At 60.4% G+C, this 17,040-nt stretch carries 10 protein-coding genes; 6 read left to right on the top strand and 4 right to left on the bottom strand.

Annotation, left to right across the window (positions count from 1 at the left end; translation table 11 throughout):
- The first annotated feature begins 10 nt into the window (after positions 1-10).
- The 4 genes from OEG81_RS16940 to OEG81_RS16925 all read left to right on the top strand — a co-directional run bounded on the left by OEG81_RS16940 (position 11) and on the right by OEG81_RS16925 (position 10,385).
- On the top strand, positions 11-2,188 hold the full coding sequence (locus OEG81_RS16940; protein ID WP_264130444.1) for a type I secretion system permease/ATPase: 2,178 nt from the start codon (positions 11-13) through the stop codon (positions 2,186-2,188).
- Entirely contained in the window at positions 2,178-3,524 is a 1,347-nt protein-coding gene (locus tag OEG81_RS16935) for an HlyD family type I secretion periplasmic adaptor subunit (protein ID WP_264130443.1), read from the top strand. The genes OEG81_RS16940 and OEG81_RS16935 overlap by 11 nt, the downstream gene beginning before the upstream one ends.
- A gap of 75 nt (positions 3,525-3,599) precedes the next feature.
- Positions 3,600-8,216 carry a retention module-containing protein gene (locus tag OEG81_RS16930; RefSeq protein ID WP_264130442.1) on the top strand — a complete coding sequence of 1,539 codons (4,617 nt, stop codon included), beginning with the start codon at positions 3,600-3,602 and terminating at the stop codon, positions 8,214-8,216.
- 69 nt (positions 8,217-8,285) lie between these two features.
- Positions 8,286-10,385 carry a TonB-dependent receptor family protein gene (locus OEG81_RS16925; protein WP_264130441.1) on the top strand — a complete coding sequence of 700 codons (2,100 nt, stop codon included), beginning with the start codon at positions 8,286-8,288 and terminating at the stop codon, positions 10,383-10,385.
- 52 nt (positions 10,386-10,437) lie between these two features.
- On the opposite strand, the gene OEG81_RS16920 is transcribed toward OEG81_RS16925, so the two are convergent.
- The 3 genes from OEG81_RS16920 to OEG81_RS16910 all read right to left on the bottom strand — a co-directional run bounded on the left by OEG81_RS16920 (position 10,438) and on the right by OEG81_RS16910 (position 14,240).
- Positions 10,438-12,462 carry a TRAP transporter permease gene (locus tag OEG81_RS16920; protein WP_264130440.1) on the bottom strand — a complete coding sequence of 675 codons (2,025 nt, stop codon included), beginning with the start codon at positions 12,460-12,462 and terminating at the stop codon, positions 10,438-10,440.
- A 110-nt stretch (positions 12,463-12,572) separates the two neighbouring features.
- A complete protein-coding gene (locus OEG81_RS16915) occupies positions 12,573-13,535 on the bottom strand; it encodes a TAXI family TRAP transporter solute-binding subunit (protein ID WP_264130439.1) in 963 nt (320 codons plus the stop codon).
- A 237-nt stretch (positions 13,536-13,772) separates the two neighbouring features.
- Positions 13,773-14,240 carry a hypothetical protein gene (locus OEG81_RS16910; protein WP_264130438.1) on the bottom strand — a complete coding sequence of 156 codons (468 nt, stop codon included), beginning with the start codon at positions 14,238-14,240 and terminating at the stop codon, positions 13,773-13,775.
- Between the two features lie 86 nt (positions 14,241-14,326).
- Here OEG81_RS16910 and OEG81_RS16905 point away from each other — a divergent pair, with 86 nt between their 5' ends.
- Both OEG81_RS16905 and OEG81_RS16900 read left to right on the top strand, forming a co-directional pair.
- Complete coding sequence (locus tag OEG81_RS16905; protein ID WP_264130437.1) at positions 14,327-15,601, top strand: SDR family oxidoreductase; 1,275 nt, start codon at positions 14,327-14,329, stop codon at positions 15,599-15,601.
- The gene (locus OEG81_RS16900; RefSeq protein ID WP_264130436.1) at positions 15,601-16,083 is read left to right on the top strand and encodes a DUF2269 family protein; all 483 of its coding nucleotides are present in this window, start codon (positions 15,601-15,603) and stop codon (positions 16,081-16,083) included. The genes OEG81_RS16905 and OEG81_RS16900 overlap by 1 nt, the downstream gene beginning before the upstream one ends.
- A gap of 30 nt (positions 16,084-16,113) precedes the next feature.
- On the opposite strand, the gene OEG81_RS16895 is transcribed toward OEG81_RS16900, so the two are convergent.
- Positions 16,114-16,986 (bottom strand): LysR family transcriptional regulator, encoded by an 873-nt coding sequence (locus OEG81_RS16895; protein WP_264130435.1) that lies wholly within the window; start codon positions 16,984-16,986, stop codon positions 16,114-16,116.
- Between the last annotated feature and the right edge of the window lie 54 nt (positions 16,987-17,040).

The raw sequence follows: 17,040 nt of genomic DNA, 5'->3' as shown, positions 1-17,040 counted from the left end.
GGCTTCAATAATGAGCTGTGAATCGTTGATGGACAGCGAAGTCCGTGAGCAAGGGCAAGCGGGCCACGTGGATCCATTGCTGGATTGCCTGGCCGAGATAACGCGCATTCACGGCAAGCCTTGGACCGCCCTCGCCTTGGGCAGCGGACTGCCCTTGGTGAACAATCGGCTGACGCCGGCGCTGCTTCCGCGTGCCGCTGCGCGGGCCGGTTGCTCGGCCCGATTGTCACAGCGACGGCTTGCCGACATCAATCCTTCGCTATTGCCCGCGATCCTCCTGTTAAGGGGCAATAGCGCATGCGTGCTGCTGGAAGTCCGTGAGGGCTCCTGCCTGGTCTGTTATCCGGAGGTGGGTGCCAGCGCGGTCGAGATTTCGGCCGACTTGCTCGATGAGCAGTATCTTGGGGTGACATGCTATGTTCGCCCGCAATTTCGTTTCGAGCCTAGAGCGTCCATTCTCAGGCCGGACAAGGGGAAGCACTGGTTCTGGAGTGCTGTTCTCGACAACAGCGGGCTATATCGGGATGCGCTGTTGGCCGCGGTATTGATCAATGCATTCGCATTATCCATGCCCCTTTTTACGATGAACGTGTACGACCGCGTGGTCCCGAACAATGCGGTGGAAACACTGTGGGTCCTGGTGGCGGGCATTTCGTTGGTGCTGGTTTTCAACTTTATTCTGACCGCATTGCGAGCCAACGTCGTGGACGCCGCCAGCAAGCGCGTCGATATCAATCTATCGGCCCTGATCATGGAGCGGGTGCTGAATATACGCCTGGAGGAGAAGCCGGAATCGGTCGGGGCATTTGCGTCGAACCTGCGTTCATTCGAGGTGATCAGGGACTTCATCGCATCGGCGTCGCTTACGACACTGGTCGACCTTCCCTTCCTTGCGCTTTTTCTTCTCGCGCTGGCATGGATTTCACCCTGGCTGATGGCGCCGCCGCTGGTGGCCATCCTTGTCGTGCTGCTGGTTTCCGTGGTGGCGCAGGCCCGCATGAAGTCCTTGACGAATTCCTCGTTCCGGGCGGCTTCCCAGCGCAACGCGACGTTGGTGGAGGCTCTCGCCGGACTGGAAACAGTGAAGGCGCTCAATGCGCAGGGGACGATTCAGCGCAAGTGGGAGCAATCGACCCGTTTTATTGCGCACCTGGGCGCCAAGCTCAGATGGGTATCGGCAACGACAGTCAGTTTTGTGCAGCTGATGCAGCAACTGGTATCGGTCGCCGTGGTGACGATAGGCGTCTACCTGGTGCACGATGCCCAGCTGTCCCTTGGAGGCATTATTGCCGCTTCGATGATAGCGGGTCGTTGCCTGGCGCCCTTGGGTCAGGTAGCGGGCCTGCTCTTGCAGTACCACAATGCCCGCGCATCGCTGGGCTCCATCGATGGCTACATGAATCTGCCAATGGAGCGGTCGGATGCAAATGCCTATCTGGCGAGGCCCTCACTGAACGGCTCGATCGAGTTTCGCGATGTGTCGTTCACATACCCGGCTGCAGGACAGCCGGCGCTGAAGCATATCAATTTGCGTATCGCCGCAGGTGAAAGGGTCGCAATTATAGGCCGGATAGGCTCCGGAAAGACAACGCTGGAGAAATTGATTCTTGCTCTATACGCGCCAACGGAAGGGGCCGTATTGGTCGATGGCGTCGATATTCGCCAGATCGACCCGGCCGATCTGCGCCGGGCGGTCGGGTATGTGCCTCAAGATCCGGTATTGATGTATGGAAGCCTGAAGGAAAACATCGCCATGAGCCAGCCGTTTGCCGACGATATGTCGATCCTGGCCGCGGCGGAACTGTCCGGCGTGGCGGAATTCGCCAATCTGCATCCGCAAGGCTTCGATATGCCGATAGGCGAACGCGGCGACTCGCTTTCGGGAGGCCAGCGCCAGTCGGTAGCCATCGCCCGTGCGCTGCTCGGCAGCCCGCCCATATTGCTGCTCGATGAACCCAGCAGCAATATGGATAATGTCAGCGAGGCACACCTGAAAAAAAGATTGCAGGCCGCGGCGCAGGGCAAGACAGTGATATTGGTTACCCATCGCACGGCGCTGCTTGAGCTGGTTGATCGATTGATCATCGTGGAAGGCGGCTGCATCGTGGCCGACGGGCCCCGGCAGCAAGTAATGGCCGACCTGCGAGGCGCCCGCATCAGTGGCGGGGTGCGTAGCCATGCAAGCTGACAGCAAACGCCGGGCAGGCCTGGGTCATCCAGGCGATTCCAGCGACTTTATCGCCGATGCCCAATGGTCTATCCGGGAAAGCCGGGCCAAACGTTCTCGCGCCCTGATCTGGGTTTGCCTGGCCATGTCGGCGGTCCTGCTTGCCTGGGCCGCTATGGGCGAGATCGATGAAGTGGTGCGCGGCCAAGGGAAGGTCGTCCCCTCCCGGCAAGTTCAAATAGTCCAAAGCCTGGACGGGGGCGTGATCGAAGATATTCTGGTCCGTGAAGGGGAACAGGTCGGAGCTGGGCAGGTCCTGCTCAGGATAGATCCTACCCGCTATGCGTCCTCATTGGGCGAGAATCGGGCGGAATCGCTGTCGCTCAAGGCTCGGGCGGCCCGGCTTCAGGCGCTGGCAACCGGAGAGCCATTTACAGCACCTCCGGACGTACTGGAAGCCGAGCCTGATTTGATTGAAATGGAGCGTGAGGTCTGGCGTTCGCGTACGCGTGAGCTGGAAGCAACCCTCAGCATAGGCCGGGACCAGCTCAAGCAAAGGCAGGACGAGTTGCGCTCAACCCAGGCCGATCTTGAACAAGCCGGCCGCAGTTGCAGCCTGACTTCGCGTGAACTGCAAGTTACCCGGCCTTTGCTTAAATCCGGCGCGGTTTCCGAAGTGGATTTATTGAGGCTGGAGCGCGATGTGGCGCGCTACTGCGGAGAACGAAAATCCGCGGCTGCGCAGGTCGATCGCCTGCACGGGGCAATCCAGGAGGCGGAGAGCAAGATTCGCGAAACTGAACTGAACATACGCAATGATGCGAGGCGGGAGCTATCTGAAACGCTTGCCAAATTGGCGACCCTGAGCGAGGGCCGTGCGGCGCTGGCTGACAAGGTAAAGCTGGCTGATATTCGGTCGCCGGTGAACGGCACCGTCAAAACTCTTGTGGCCAACACGGTTGGCGGGGTTGTCCAGCCGGGCAAGGAAATTGTGGAGATCGTTCCCACCGACGATTCCTTGCTGGTTGAGGTGCGTGTGCTGCCGCGTGACATCGGATTCCTGCATCCAGGGCAGAAAGCCGATGTGAAGTTTACCGCCTACGACTACGCCGTCTATGGCGGAGCGGAGGGCGAGGTGGAGCTGATTGGCGCGGATACGATCTCCGACGAAAAAGGAAATTCGTTTTATCTGGTTCGCGTACGCACCCGCCATGCGGCGGTGGGCGACGGAGATGTGCTGCCGATCATTTCAGGAATGCTTGCCGACGTCCATATTCTTACAGGCAAACGAAGTTTGCTGCGGTACCTGCTGAAACCAGTGTTGCGAGCCAAGGCCAACGCATTGACTGAGCGCTAGCCCTTCCCATCACTCCTTTTTGTGCGCTGCCTCTGGCGCCTTATTTTCGATTAGCCAAACACGGAGTTTATTGCCATGTCTACTGCTACCGTTTTCAAACTAACAGGCCAGGCCTGGATACGCCAAGCCGACGGTTCACTTCTCCCTTTGCAGGAAGGCGCGAGCGTACCTGTCGGCGCGCATATTGTTACCGCTCCGGGAGCGGAACTATCCCTTTTGGTGAATGGGCAGGCTCCTATCATGGTAGGTGGGGATAGCGAAGTCATGCTTGTAGGGGACGCGGCGGGCCAGTCCGTCACTGCCGTCGATGCCGACCCGCAGATGGCCACGGCCCCCGATTCCGCTCGCTTTCTTGAGCGCATGTTGGCCGATGTCGAGTCTTCCTCCAACATGGATGCTGCGGAGGATGGCGCTGAACAGCAGGGCAGCGCGGGCCGTCAGGGTAGTGCTGGCGGTGGAGATGACGGTGGCAGCAGCTTTGTGCGGCTTGGACCCGTCGTGGAGCCGACTGCGCCGCTTAGCCTGCAATATCCCCGCTCTTCCGAAGGAGTCGAGTTACATCGCAACTCGGGAGACCCATGGACGGGCTCCAGCGACTTTGCCGCGGCCAAAAGCGGAGGGGGCGGCGCAGTTGCCGCGGTGACGCGCACAGCAACGATTTCCATCGATGCCATCAGTCAGGACAACCTCTTGAATGCCAAGGAGCTAGAGGATGATGTTCCAGTAAGAGGGCTGGTTGGTGGCGACACGAAAGCAGGCGACAGGGTAACCTTGATTGTGGGCGATGAGCAGTATTCCGGCACCGTGGTCGTTCGCGATGACGGCCAGCTGGGCTTCGAGATCGATGTGCCTGGCGATGTGCTGGCTGAAAATGGCAAGATAACGGCGATCGTCGATATTGGAGAGGGGCAGACGAGCTCATCTGAACTGGAATATCAAATCGACATCGGCATCCCCGAGGTGTCTGTCGACCTGCTGGGCGATGCCAATGACGACGGCACTTATAACGTGGACGAGATTGCGGCTGATGGTCCGGGCACGGTCGCGGCCAAGGTGACGTTGGGTGCGGGCACTCAGATAGGCGACTGGCTGGTGATCACGGACGGCAACGGCGCCACGCTGCTGGAGCGCGCGGTGACAGCCGACGATCTTGCCGATGGCGTATCGGTCGAGGTTCCGGTTGAGGCCGATGGCGTAACGCCGGTGAAGGCTGTCGCCACGGTGACGGATGCGGCAGGCAACACAGCCACGGCAAGCGAATCCAAAGAGGTGGATAATTCGGCGCCGGCGGTTTCGGTGGAGCTGCTGGGCGACGCCAATGACGACGGCGTCTACAACATGGACGAAATTGCGGCGGGTTCTGCGGGCACTGTCACGGCCTACGTGACGCTGCAGGCCGGCACCCAGGTGGGCGACCAGTTGGTCATCAAGGATGGCACTGGAGCCACGTTGTTGGATAGGCCCGTGACGGCGGACGACCTTGACCATGGTGTATCGGTGGAAGTCCCGGTGGACGCGGGCGGTGTAACGCCAGTGGGGGTGACCGCGACGGTGACGGATGCGGCGGGCAATACGGCTTGGGATGATGCCGGCATGGATGTCGACAACGAAGGGCCGGCCGTCTCGGTGCAACTGCAGGGCGATGCCAATGATGACGGTGTCTACAACGTGGGTGAAATCGCAGCCGGCGCTCCGGGAACCGTAACGGCCAAGGTGACGCTGGAGACTGGAACCCGTGTGGGCGACCACTTGGTAATTACAGACGGCGACGGCACCAAGCTGCTGGATAGGCCCGTAACGCAGGATGACCTGGACGAGGGCATACTGGTCGAAGTGGCGGTGGATGCCAGTGGCGAAAAGCCAGTGGAGGTAACGGCCACGGTGACCGATCCGGCGGGCAATGTGGCAACCGATACGGTTGAAAAGAATGTGGATAATTCGGCACCCGGGATCTCGGTCGAACTGCAAGGCGATGCCAATGATGACGGCATCTACAACGTCGATGAAATCGCGGCGGGCGCTGCGGAAACGGTCACGGCCAAGGTGACGCTGGAGGCTGGCACCAAGGCGGGCGATACGCTGGTGATCACAGACGGCAACGGCACGGAACTATTGAATCGGGCCATAACGGAAGAAGATCTGACAGACGGTGTCCAGCTTGAGGTGCCGGTGGGCGCCGATGGCGCAACACCAGTGGAAGTAACGGCCACGGTAAGCGATGCGGCGGGAAACGAGGCAACGGATAGCGACAGCAAGAATGTTGACAATGTGGCACCGGCCGTTTCGGTGGAACTGCTGGGCGATGCCAATGGCGACGGCACTTATAACGTGGACGAGATTGCGGCTAATGATCCGGGCACGGTCACGGCCAAGGTGACGCTGGAGGCCGGCACCAAGGTGGGCGATACGCTGGTGATCACAGACGGCAATGGCGCGGAACTATTGAACCGGACCATAACGGAAGGAGATCTGACAGACGGCGTCCAGCTTGAGGTGCCGGTGGGCGCCGATGGCGCAACACCTGTGGAGGTAACGGCCACGGTAAGCGATGCGGCGGGAAACGAGGCCACGGATAGCGACAGCAAGAACGTTGACAATGTGGCACCGGCCGTTTCGGTGGAGCTGCTGGGCGATGCCAATGGCGACGGCATTTATAACGTGGACGAGATTGCGGCTAATGATCCGGGCACGGTCACGGCCAAGGTGACGCTGGAGGCCGGCACCAAGGTGGGCGATACGCTGGTGGTCACAGACGGCAACGGCACGGAACTATTGAACCGGACCATAACGGAAGGAGATCTGACAGGCGGCGTCCAGCTTGAGGTGCCGGTGGGCGCCGATGGCACAACGCCTGTGGAGGTAACGGCCACGGTAAGCGACGAGGCCGGAAATACGGCGATGGACCACGATGGCAAAGACGTGGATGCGTCTGCGCCCACCGTCGTGGTCGATATCGTCTCTGACAATCTCGTCGACGGCGCGACCAGCCAGGTGACATTCACTTTCAGCGAAGAAGTCGAGGGATTCGACATCGGTGATATCCAGATCACGGGCGATCCAAATGCCACAATCACGGATCTGGTTCAGACCTCGCCGAATGTATGGACCGCCACCTTGAATCCCGATCCGGATTATGCGGGCGTCATCACCGTTCAGGTGCAGAACGAGTCGTATGCCGACGGGGCCGGCAATTCCGGCGCCGGGGGCTCGGACCAGGTCGATGTCAGCCAGATCGTCGGGGGCGGAAGCGACGATGGCGCTGAAAAAGGCAGTACCACCAATGGCGATGATGTGATCAATACGGCGGCGGGCAACGACGTGGTCATGGGCGACCAGGGCGGCGTGGTCAAGCTCCTGGAAAAAGGACACGACTACAACATTGCGATCATTATCGATCAGTCCGGCAGCATGGCCTGGAAAGTGGCCGATGGGAGCAGCGGCACTTATGCAGAGTCGCGGATGAAGATGATCAAGGAGACCTTGCTGGAGCTGGTCGACCAAATGCGGGGGCATGATGGCAATATCAATGTCAAGCTGGCTGGTTTCAGCGATGGCACTGGCAATACTACCCTGGGGACGATCAGCATTAATAATCTGACAGATCCTGCCACGGACATCGACGCCTTGCTGGCGCAGATCGGCGATCCAGAACTGGAGAACAGCGGTCTCAAGGCGCAAGGGGGAACCAACTTCAGGGACGCATTTGGCAGGGCCGATGCCTGGTTTGACACTATTACCGGAGAGTATCCCGACTATGAAAACCTGACATATTTCCTGACCGACGGAGAACCCAATGTGCAGGGGACCGCCGAATACGCTTCTGTTGCAGGAAGGGGAGATGTACACGCCATCGGCATAGGAACGGCCATCAACCTTACAACCCTGAACAACTACGACAACACCGACGGAGGAACGACCACAACCACGCCCGAGGAACTGAACCTGGCTTTGGTGACCGGCGGAACCACGATCGTTCCCAATCCGGTCGGCGGCGATACGATAAGCGGCGGGGATGGAGACGACATTATCTTCGGCGATGCGATCAACACCGATGGCAATGTATTGCCCTGGGGCATCGATGGCAATCCGGAGCGCCCCGGTCTTTTATTGGAGGGGTCGGGCCTGGAGGGGTTGGAAACCTTTCTGTTCCTGAAGAACGGGCACCGCGCCACCGCGACGGAACTGTATGAATACCTGAAAGAGCATCATGCCGATTTCAACGTCGATGGCGATACCCGTGGCGGCAATGACACGCTCGATGGTGGCGCCGGGAATGACATCCTATACGGGCAGGGCGGCAACGACACCCTGATAGGAGGCTCGGGCAGTGACCTCCTTAACGGGGGCATGGGTGACGATACCTTTGTATGGAAAAATGGGGACGCGGACGCGGTCGACGTTCCCGTCGACAGAATTCAGGATTTTGGCGTAGGGGATGACATCCTGGATCTGTCCGATCTTCTGCAAGGCGAAGAGAATTCCCTGGATCTGACGGAGTACCTGCACATTGCCTTTGACGGTTCGGACACTACAATCAATGTCAGCACCGGGGGCAGCTTGTCGGGTGATGGCAGCGGTTTCGATCAGCAAATCGTGCTGGAAAATTTCGACCTCACCGCTGGAGTCCTTGACCAGGCAGGGCTTATTGCTTCATTGATCGCCGATGGCAAGCTGGCGGTTACCGAGGCATGAATGCCAGGCGGGCGCCTTTGTTGACAGGCGCCCGTTTTCTCTGATTGCCGCTGAAACCATTTTTCCGCCATGTGTAGACGACGTTTCGATTCATCCTTTTCTGTAATACTCAGCTGTTTTCTCCTTCTTCCCGCTACCGCGTATTCCAGCGCCGACCACGCTCAGCGCCTGGAGGCTGTTCGTGTAAAGGGTAACGCGACAAGCCTGGAGCGGGATATTGATGCGGCTCGTGCCGAGCTTGAGCGTGTTGCGGGTAACGTCTCCGTCATTCCCGCCGATCAGTATAGGGAAGGCGTGGTGCTGGGCCTGCAAGAGGCGTTTGCAAGTGTGCCCGGCGTCTATGCGCGGAACCCATCGGGCCAGGTAAGCGCCAGATTGTCGATACGCGGATCGGGCATTTCGGCGGCCAGCGGCTTGCGAGGAATTCGCCTGTTGCGCGACGGTCTTCCCCTGGGCCGCATTGACGACTTCGGGGATACCATTTATGCCGATCCGGCCAACGCCGACTATATCGAACTGTATCGCGGCGCCAATTCGCTTCAGTATGGCGCAGCAACGCTGGGCGGTGCCATCAATTTGGTCTCACCTACGGGGTATACGCATGCTGGCGCGGCATGGCGCATGGAAGCGGGGCCGGATGGCTATGTAAAAGGCCAGGCTCGCGCTGGCCAGGTATTTGACAATGGCCTGGACGCTTATGCCTCTATCAGCAGTATGCGGACCAATGGTTATCGGGAAAATTCAGGGCACACCGTAACGCGCTTTTACGGGAACCTGGGCTATCGGTTCAATGCACGGTCTCAAGGCCGCTTGCATGTAACCAGCGAACATTACCGGGTGCAGATGCCTGGGCCGTTGACCCTGGGTCAGTTGCTGGACGATCCCTCCGCCGCGAACCCGGACAATGTGCGGGCGGGCTCTCGTATCAGGACAACGCCCCGCTGGCATGTGGCATATCAACACGATTGGCGCGTTGGCGAGGCGGACAAACTGTCGATGGGAGTGTTCCATACCGGTACGCGGTTCATTTCCCCGACAGCGGGCCGGGTAACGCATTACGACGCGACTGATTATGGTGCCTCTCTGCGTCACGAAATCAATCGCGAACTCAACGGCCGCAAGCACCGGTTTGTATGGGGCGCCAATTACGGACGGGGTTCCAGCGACAATCAGGCTTATTTGCCCGATGACTGGCCCAGGTCGCCTTACTTGCCTGCGCCAGGTTCCCAAGTGGTTTCCATTGGCGCCAGCCGAAGCTCGTTCGAACTGTTCGCGGAAAACAGTGTTGACATCAGTTCCGATGTCGCATTGATCGTGGGTGCGCAAGCGGCCTGGGCAGAGCGTCGTACGACAAACAAGGTGTCGCCTATTGCGTCGGCGTTCTTTGCCGGCGGGGAGAGTTCCGATCGCTACTTCGGACTTAGTCCCAAACTTGGCCTGCTGTGGGACATTCATCCGCAAGCGCAGGTCTTCGCCAATATCAGCCGAAGTTTTGAGCCTCCCAGCAGCCTGGCGTTTTACACGCAGGAAGGCAATCTCGAAGCGCAACGGGCGACGACGCTGGAAGTGGGCACGCGCGGCGGAGGAAAAGAGTTTGGCTGGGATGCGGCCGTTTATCATGCCTGGATCAGGAACGAATTGGTGGAGTTCCCTTTGGCGGCCTACCCGGGAGCAATCATTGCACGCAACGCGGATCGTACCCGGCACATCGGCCTGGAGCTTGGGCTGCATGGGGAGCTGCCGCTAGCCCGCATGCCTGGCACCATCGAGTGGAATGTGGCATACACATGGAGCCAATTTCGTTTCAACAGGGATGCGGTCTACGGCAACAATGCATTGCCCGGCATTCCGCAACATGTCGCCCGCCTTGGGCTTGTATATCGCCATCCCAAAGGCTACTACGCTGGCCCCAGCATCGAACTGGCCTCCTCCGCAAATGTGGATCAGGCCAACACGTTACGGGCGCCAGGTTATGGCACCGTCAATTTCACCCTGGGCTACAAGGATCCCGCAGACCGCTATCGACTATTTATCGATGCACGCAATCTGGCCAATAAATACTACGTGGCCACAACGGATTATGTCGTGGACGCGAATTCGCGCGATAGGGCGGTCTTCTATCCTGGGCAGACCCGCAGCGTATACATAGGTTTCGAAGCCAATTGGTAGGGCACGCAGGCCTGATCCTTGCGCATGCCGCACACGGCGGCCAGGATACGCATCAAGCCGTCGCGAGCGTCCCTTTGCGCCAATGCAGCCCCAGCGCAATCAGAATCAATACAAAGCCTATCGTGTTGGCGATGGGGCCGGGATAGACCAGCGCGAACCCGGCCACGATCAGCAGCACACGTTCCAGTGTGGTGGCGCGCCGGCGCAGCCAGCCCTGGAAGCCCACCGCCAGTGCGAAGATCCCCACGGCAGCCGTTACCGTTACCTGGACGATCTCCAGCCAGTTCGCCGCCGCCAGCGCCTTGGTGGAGCCCATCAGCAACAGGCTTTGCCCGCTGGGGTCCAGCACGAAGATGAAGGGCACCAGAAAGGCCGGTATGGTGTATTTCCAGCATTGCATGGTGGTCTTGTAGGGGTCGCCGCCTGTAATGGCCGACGCGGCGAACGGCGACAGGGCGGTGGGCGGCGAGACTTCGGACAGCACGGCATAATAGAAGATGAACATATGGGCCGCGAAGTCCGGCACGCCCAGCTTGATCAGGGCCGGCGCGGTGATGACCGCGCAAATGATGTACGAGGCGGTGACCGGTACGGCCAGGCCTATGATCCACACCACCAGGGCGGTATAGATGGCCGTCAGCAGCAGCGACCCGCCGGCGTAGTCGATGACGATGCCGCTGAACTTCAATCCAAGGCCCGTCAGCGTCACCACGCCGACAATAATGCCCGCGCCGGCGCAGGTGGCGCCCACGCTCAACATGCCGACGGAGCCGGCCCGCAGGGCCTGGATCAGCGGCGATTGGAAGAAGGTCTCCGACATGTTCCCCCTGCCCCTGAAGAAGTCATAGGAAATCATGGCGGTGTCGGGCCGCAGGAAGCTGGTCAGGCAGGAGACGATGGTGGCCCAGAATACCGACATGACGGGCGAGAATCCCCACATCATGAAGGCTACGATGGAGATCAGCGACAGGAAGTGGAACCAGTAGTGCCGGGTCAGGTTCCAGACGGTGTCGACCTTCTTGAAGACGATGTCGCCCATGCCGTACTTGCGTACGTCGATCTGCACCATCAGGAACAGCGCAAGGTAGAACAGCAGGGTGGGGATGACGGCCATCAGCAGGACGTCCAGGTACGATATCTTCAGGAACTCGGCGATGATGAAGGCGGCCGCGCCCATGACGGGGGGCGAGATGATGGCGCCCAGGCCGCCCGCCGCCAGCAGGCCGCCGGCCGCATTGCGCTCGTAGCCCACCTTGGCCAGCATGGGCCAGGCCACGGTGCCCAGCGTGACCGTGGTCGCCACGCCCGACCCCGAGGGGCCGCCAAGAAGGAAGGAAGCCAGCACGACGGTGCGCCCGGCCCCGGCGGGCTTGCCGCCCATGGCCGAGAAGGAGAAATCGATGTAGAACTTGCCCGCGCCCGAGAATTGCAGGAAAGCCCCAAAGATGGTGAACAGGATGATGAGCGACGACGACACGTCGACCGCCACGCCGTAGATGCCTTCCAGTGTCATGTACATGAAACCGACGATGCGGCCCACGTCGTAGCCTTTGTGCGTCCAGGGATGCGGCAGGTAGGGGCCCAGGAAGGCATACAGCAGGAAACAGATCGATATGGCGGGCAGTATCCAGCCTATCGTGCGGCGCATGGCTTCCAGCACCAGCAGAATGAGGGCCACGCCGAAGAAGATGTCCCAGGCATTGGGCATGGTATTGCGATCGGTGAAGTCGTCGCCGCCCATGATCAGGTAGACGACGATGCCGATGGACAGCAGCGCTATCAGCCAGTCCCACCACATGATGCGGTGGCGGAAGCGTTTGCCGACCGGAAAAATCAGGAAGCACAGGAAGAGCACGAAGCCCACGTGCACGGGCCGCAAGGTTTGGGTGGGCACGATGGAATAGGCCGCGTACATATGGAACAGCGACATGATGATCGCGACCGCCGTTAGAAAAATTCCCAACCAGCCGCCGATCCGGTTCGCCGCGCCTTCTTCCTCTTCGATGTACTGTTCCGCCTTGTTCAGGGCTTCTTCGCTGACAGTGGTGTTCGGATCCGATTCGATGCGTTCGCTCATGCTTGGGGTCTCGGTAAGTAAGTCCGGCATCTACGTGCCGTTGTTGGGCCGGTGGCGAGCAGAAAGAAAAAACCCCAACCGCGCGCGGGTTGGGGTGGTGGGCGGGGCGCTTAATCGAGCTTGGCGCCGCGTTCGGTGAAGTACTTGATGGCGCCCGGGTGGAAGGGGATGGGCGAGGCGGCCGACTTTTGGTTTTCGAGCTTGAACTCAGCCGTATCCTTGTGCACGGCGATCAGTTCGTCCCGGCTTTCGAAGATGGTCTTGACGATGTTGTAGGCGGTCTCGTCGCTCATTTTTTCGTTGGCGACCAGTATGTTCATGACGGTGGCCTGCTTGTTGTCGGCGTCCATGCCGCGATAAGTGGCCTTCGGTATGGTGTCTTCGACGTAAAGATTGCCGTACTTCTTGTTCATGGCCGGGACCAGGTCGGCGTTGTCGATCATCTTGATCTTGGTGCCCGGCGTGTTGGCAAGATCGGTGACGGCCGCGGTGGGCAGGCCGCCCACCCAGAAGAAGGCATCGATCTTGTTGTCCTTGACGCCGTTGACCGATTCGGCCACGCTCAGACGTTCCCGTTTGACGTCTTTGTCTTTGTCCAGGCCCGCGGCTTCAAGCATGCGAAAGGCCATGACCTCGGTGGCGCTGCCCGGCGAGCCGGTGGAAATATGCTTGCCTTTCAGGTCGGCGACGGTGTTGATGCCGCGCCCTTCCACCGTGACCACGTGCATGCGGTTCGGATACAGGATCATCAGCGTGCGCAGGGGCACCTTATGCCCCTTGAATTTATTCTCGCCCTTGTAGGCGTCCTGGCCTGCATCGGCCATGGACAGGCCGATGTAGGATGCGTCCCCATCGATGAGCTTCAGATTGTCGACGGAGCCGCCCGTGACTTCGGCCGTGGCTTCCATGCCAGGCACCTTCTTGGACAGGACCGAGGCGATGCCGCCGCCGATGGGATAGTAGACGCCGCCGGTGCCGCCCGTGGCGATGGAGATGTTCTCTGCCGTGGCCGCTTGCATGGAGGCCAGCGAAAAACACAACATAAAGGCGAACTGCTTTATTGAAGTCTTCATAGTGTCTCCTGGAACGCTGCTGTTGATGCCGCGCTGTGCCGCGCAACATATTCTTATATGAGTTATACGGGCAATCCGGTGCAAGCTGGAGTGAACTTTCAACAGGGTTTAACCCGCAAGGCCTGCTGCGTCAATTGGCGTTTGTATGGGGCTGGCAGGATGGGCGGGGACTTCCGGAGCAGGCCGACGCCGGGCGATCGCGGCTCCAGGCATGTACGGCGCGTTGGGGGGGTATTCTCACTTTCGGCTTGAGAGAAGGGTATGCAGGGCCAGGCCAAGGCCGAAGACGGCGTATACGCCCGCCAACGACTTCTTGCTCAGCCTGTGCTCGAAGCCCGGAGTGAATCTTCGCGGCGTGCATTGCATATCGACGACACAGGCCAGGGCGGCCACCGAGGCCGCATGCGCGGCGGCGGCCTGCCTGGGCGAGAGCCGGGTGGACCGCAACGACAGGCCTTCATAGGCAATCGCCCAGAAAATGGATGCGGCATGGTGGATTGCATACCCCAGCACGCTGTATCTGAGCGACGGTCGATGCTGGTACAGGGCCCGGTCATCCCAAAGCCAATGGCTGACAGCATTGACCGGAGCGATGGCGCTGCGGCAATCGCGTATCCCTCCGTGAACCAGTGCCGCGGTCGACGCGAGGCTGGCGCAACTGCCCGAAATTACCGCCCTTCTCAGTATCTGAATCGGAGTCTTCATTTTTCGGCACCCTTCTTGCTGAACGCAAGGCCTAGGAAGAGAGCTTGGCGGCGGTGCATGGCGGTTCTTGATAGGGCGGGGTGGCGATGAGAATACTGATCACGGGATCCTCCGGTTTCATAGGCCGGCATCTGGCGGCCAGGCTGGCCGAAGCGGGACATGATTTGACTTGCGTTGTGCGCCATTGCGAAGCACATTCCGTGCCCGGAACATGCCTGGAAAAGGATTTCGCAACGGCGACGCATCCGCAGGACTGGTCCGCGGCGGTGGCCGGCATGGATGTGGTGATCAACGCGGTGGGCATATTCAAAGAATCATCCACTCAGACATTCGACGCCATACACCGCGCCGCGCCTTGTGCGCTGTTCCTGGCGGCGGCGCAGGCCGGCGTGGCGCATGTGGTGCAGATTTCCGCCCTGGGCGCGGACGACGGGGCGCGGTCCGGTTTCCATAGAAGCAAGAAGGCGGCGGACGATTTCCTCATGGCCCTGCCCGGCGTCCGGGCCAGCATCGTCCAGCCTTCGCTGGTATACGGGCCCGGCGGCGCCAGCGCGGCTTTATTCGAGACGATGGCCAGCCTGCCGGTCATCGTTGTGCCCGGCAGCGGCAATCAGGCTGTGCAGCCGGTCCATATCGATGACCTGGTATCGGCCGTGGAGGCGCTTGTCCGATCCGGAAAAGCCTGCGGGCGGATCGCCATGGTGGGGCCCGTGGCACTGACATTGCGGCAGTTTCTTGCCAGCTTGCGCGCAGCGATGGATGTGCGGGGGCCGGTTTCTTATCTGCCCGTTCCCATGCCGTGGCTGCATCGGGCAGCGCGGCTTGGCAAACGGTTGCCCGGAGCCTGGCCGGATGAGGACGCGCTGGATATGCTGGAAAGGGGGAACACCGCGCCCGCGGTGGGGATATCTTCTTTGCTTGGCAGGAAGCCTGAAGCCGCGGAACGGTTCATACCTGCGTCGTACGCAGAGGCCGTGCGCAGCCATGCAACGATGCGCTGGCTGCTGCCCGTGCTGAGGGTCTGCATAGGCTTGGTGTGGCTGGTGACCGGCATTGTTTCCCTGGGCGTCTATCCGGTGGAGGACAGCTATCGGCTTCTGGCGCGTACGGGTACGCCCGAATGGCTCCAGCCGGTATTCCTGTATGGGGCCGCGCTGCTGGATATCGCACTGGGGGCGATGACCTTATGGCCGTATCGCCCACGCTGGCTGTGGCACATGCAGGCGGGGCTGGTACTGGCCTACACGCTGATCATCACCTGGAAGCTGCCGGAGTTCTGGGCGCACCCCTATGGGCCGGTGCTGAAGAATCTGCCCTTTCTGGCGGGCTTGTGGATACTGCGCGAACTGGATAGACGCTGATGGACTACCTTACGCTCAAATACCTGCACATCGTGGCATCCACGCTGCTGTTCGGCACGGGAATAGGCAGCGCCTTCTACCTGCTGCTGGCCACTCTGTCGCGCGATGCCCGTGTGGTGTCCGCCGTGGCCGCCTATGTCGTGGCGGCCGATTGGCTGTTCACCGCCACCACGGTTGTCATCCAGCCCCTGACGGGGTATTGGCTGGTGAGCAAGGCGGGTTTCCCGTGGACGGCGCCATGGCTGCAATGGTCGGTCGGCCTGTATGTACTGGCCGTTGCGTGCTGGTTGCCGGTGGTGTGGATACAAATGCGCTTGCGGACGTTTTCGAAGGCGGCCATGCAGGCGGGGTCGCCGCTGCCTCCCGTCTATTGGCGGCACTTCTATGCGTGGGTGGCTCTGGGCGTGCCGGCCTTTTTTGCCTTCCTGGGGATTTTCTATCTTATGGTGGCCAAACCCGTCGCGTTGTCCTGGCCGGTTTGAATGCCGGGATCCGCGCCGCCGCCATGCGGGCTATACGTCGGCGAACAGCAGATCCATGGCGGCAACGGATTTGGCCGAGCATATGGCGACCAGATCGAAGTCGGGCAGGTGGTGGGAGTCCGAAATTTCCAGGAAGGTGACACCGGGGAAATCCAGCGTGCGTATCCAGCTGGGCAGCAAGCCTATGCCCATGCCGCCCGCCACGCAGGCCATGACGGTGAGGGTCCGGTTGGCATGCATGTTGATCTTCACCTTATGGCCGGCCTTGCGGATGCCATCGGTGATGCCCGCGTAGAACACGGGCAACTGGTCTTGCGGATACATGACCAGGCCGATTTCCGCGATCCGCGCCAGGTCGATTTCCGACGGCATATAGCGGGCCAGCGTGGTGGGCACAGCGGCAACCAGCCTGTCGCGGCGCAGGATTTTCTCGTACATGTGGCCGGCCACTTTTACCGGCGCGTGCATCAGGCCGATATCCACCATGCCCAGTTCAAGGGCGGAGGCCAGTTCGTCATTGCCCATTTCCTTCAGGGTGATTTCCAGGTCGGGGGCATGGCGCCGCACATTATGCAAGGCCTTGGGAAGCACGTCGAACAGGGCGGACGATACCAGTCCGATAGCCAGCGAGCCGGCCAGGCCTTTGCGGGTGGCCCTGGCCTTGCGCGTGGCTTCATCGAGGCGGAACAGGCCGCTTTTGACATCATCGGCAATGGCCAGCGCCGCCGCCGTCGGCAGGGCGCCGCTGCGCGAACGCTCGAAGAGCTTCACGCCCAGGCTTTTTTCCATGCGGGCTATGGACTGACTGAGCGCCGGCTGGGCCACTCCCAGCTGCTGGGCGGCCTGGCTGATGGCGCCATGTTCCAGCACCGCCAGGAAATTCTTGAGCTGACTGATTTCCATACTTGAACAATATGCATAAATATTGTTTCCATAATAGATCAATATGAATCCGAT

Source organism: Pollutimonas sp. M17, assembly GCF_025836975.1.
Taxonomy (GTDB): domain Bacteria; phylum Pseudomonadota; class Gammaproteobacteria; order Burkholderiales; family Burkholderiaceae_B.
The sequence above is the reverse complement of the archived record's forward strand: the minus strand, read 5'-3'. Positions and strand labels throughout refer to the sequence as shown.

Coding starts and splice junctions, on each gene's coding strand:
- OEG81_RS16900 (WP_264130436.1), top strand. CDS start 15,601: ATGGACTACCTTACGCTCAAATACCTGCACATCGTGGCATCCACGCTG.
- OEG81_RS16905 (WP_264130437.1), top strand. CDS start 14,327: ATGAGAATACTGATCACGGGATCCTCCGGTTTCATAGGCCGGCATCTG.
- OEG81_RS16895 (WP_264130435.1), bottom strand. CDS start 16,986: ATGGAAATCAGTCAGCTCAAGAATTTCCTGGCGGTGCTGGAACATGGC.
- OEG81_RS16910 (WP_264130438.1), bottom strand. CDS start 14,240: ATGAAGACTCCGATTCAGATACTGAGAAGGGCGGTAATTTCGGGCAGT.
- OEG81_RS16915 (WP_264130439.1), bottom strand. CDS start 13,535: ATGAAGACTTCAATAAAGCAGTTCGCCTTTATGTTGTGTTTTTCGCTG.
- OEG81_RS16925 (WP_264130441.1), top strand. CDS start 8,286: ATGTGTAGACGACGTTTCGATTCATCCTTTTCTGTAATACTCAGCTGT.
- OEG81_RS16930 (WP_264130442.1), top strand. CDS start 3,600: ATGTCTACTGCTACCGTTTTCAAACTAACAGGCCAGGCCTGGATACGC.
- OEG81_RS16940 (WP_264130444.1), top strand. CDS start 11: ATGAGCTGTGAATCGTTGATGGACAGCGAAGTCCGTGAGCAAGGGCAA.
- OEG81_RS16935 (WP_264130443.1), top strand. CDS start 2,178: ATGCAAGCTGACAGCAAACGCCGGGCAGGCCTGGGTCATCCAGGCGAT.
- OEG81_RS16920 (WP_264130440.1), bottom strand. CDS start 12,462: ATGAGCGAACGCATCGAATCGGATCCGAACACCACTGTCAGCGAAGAA.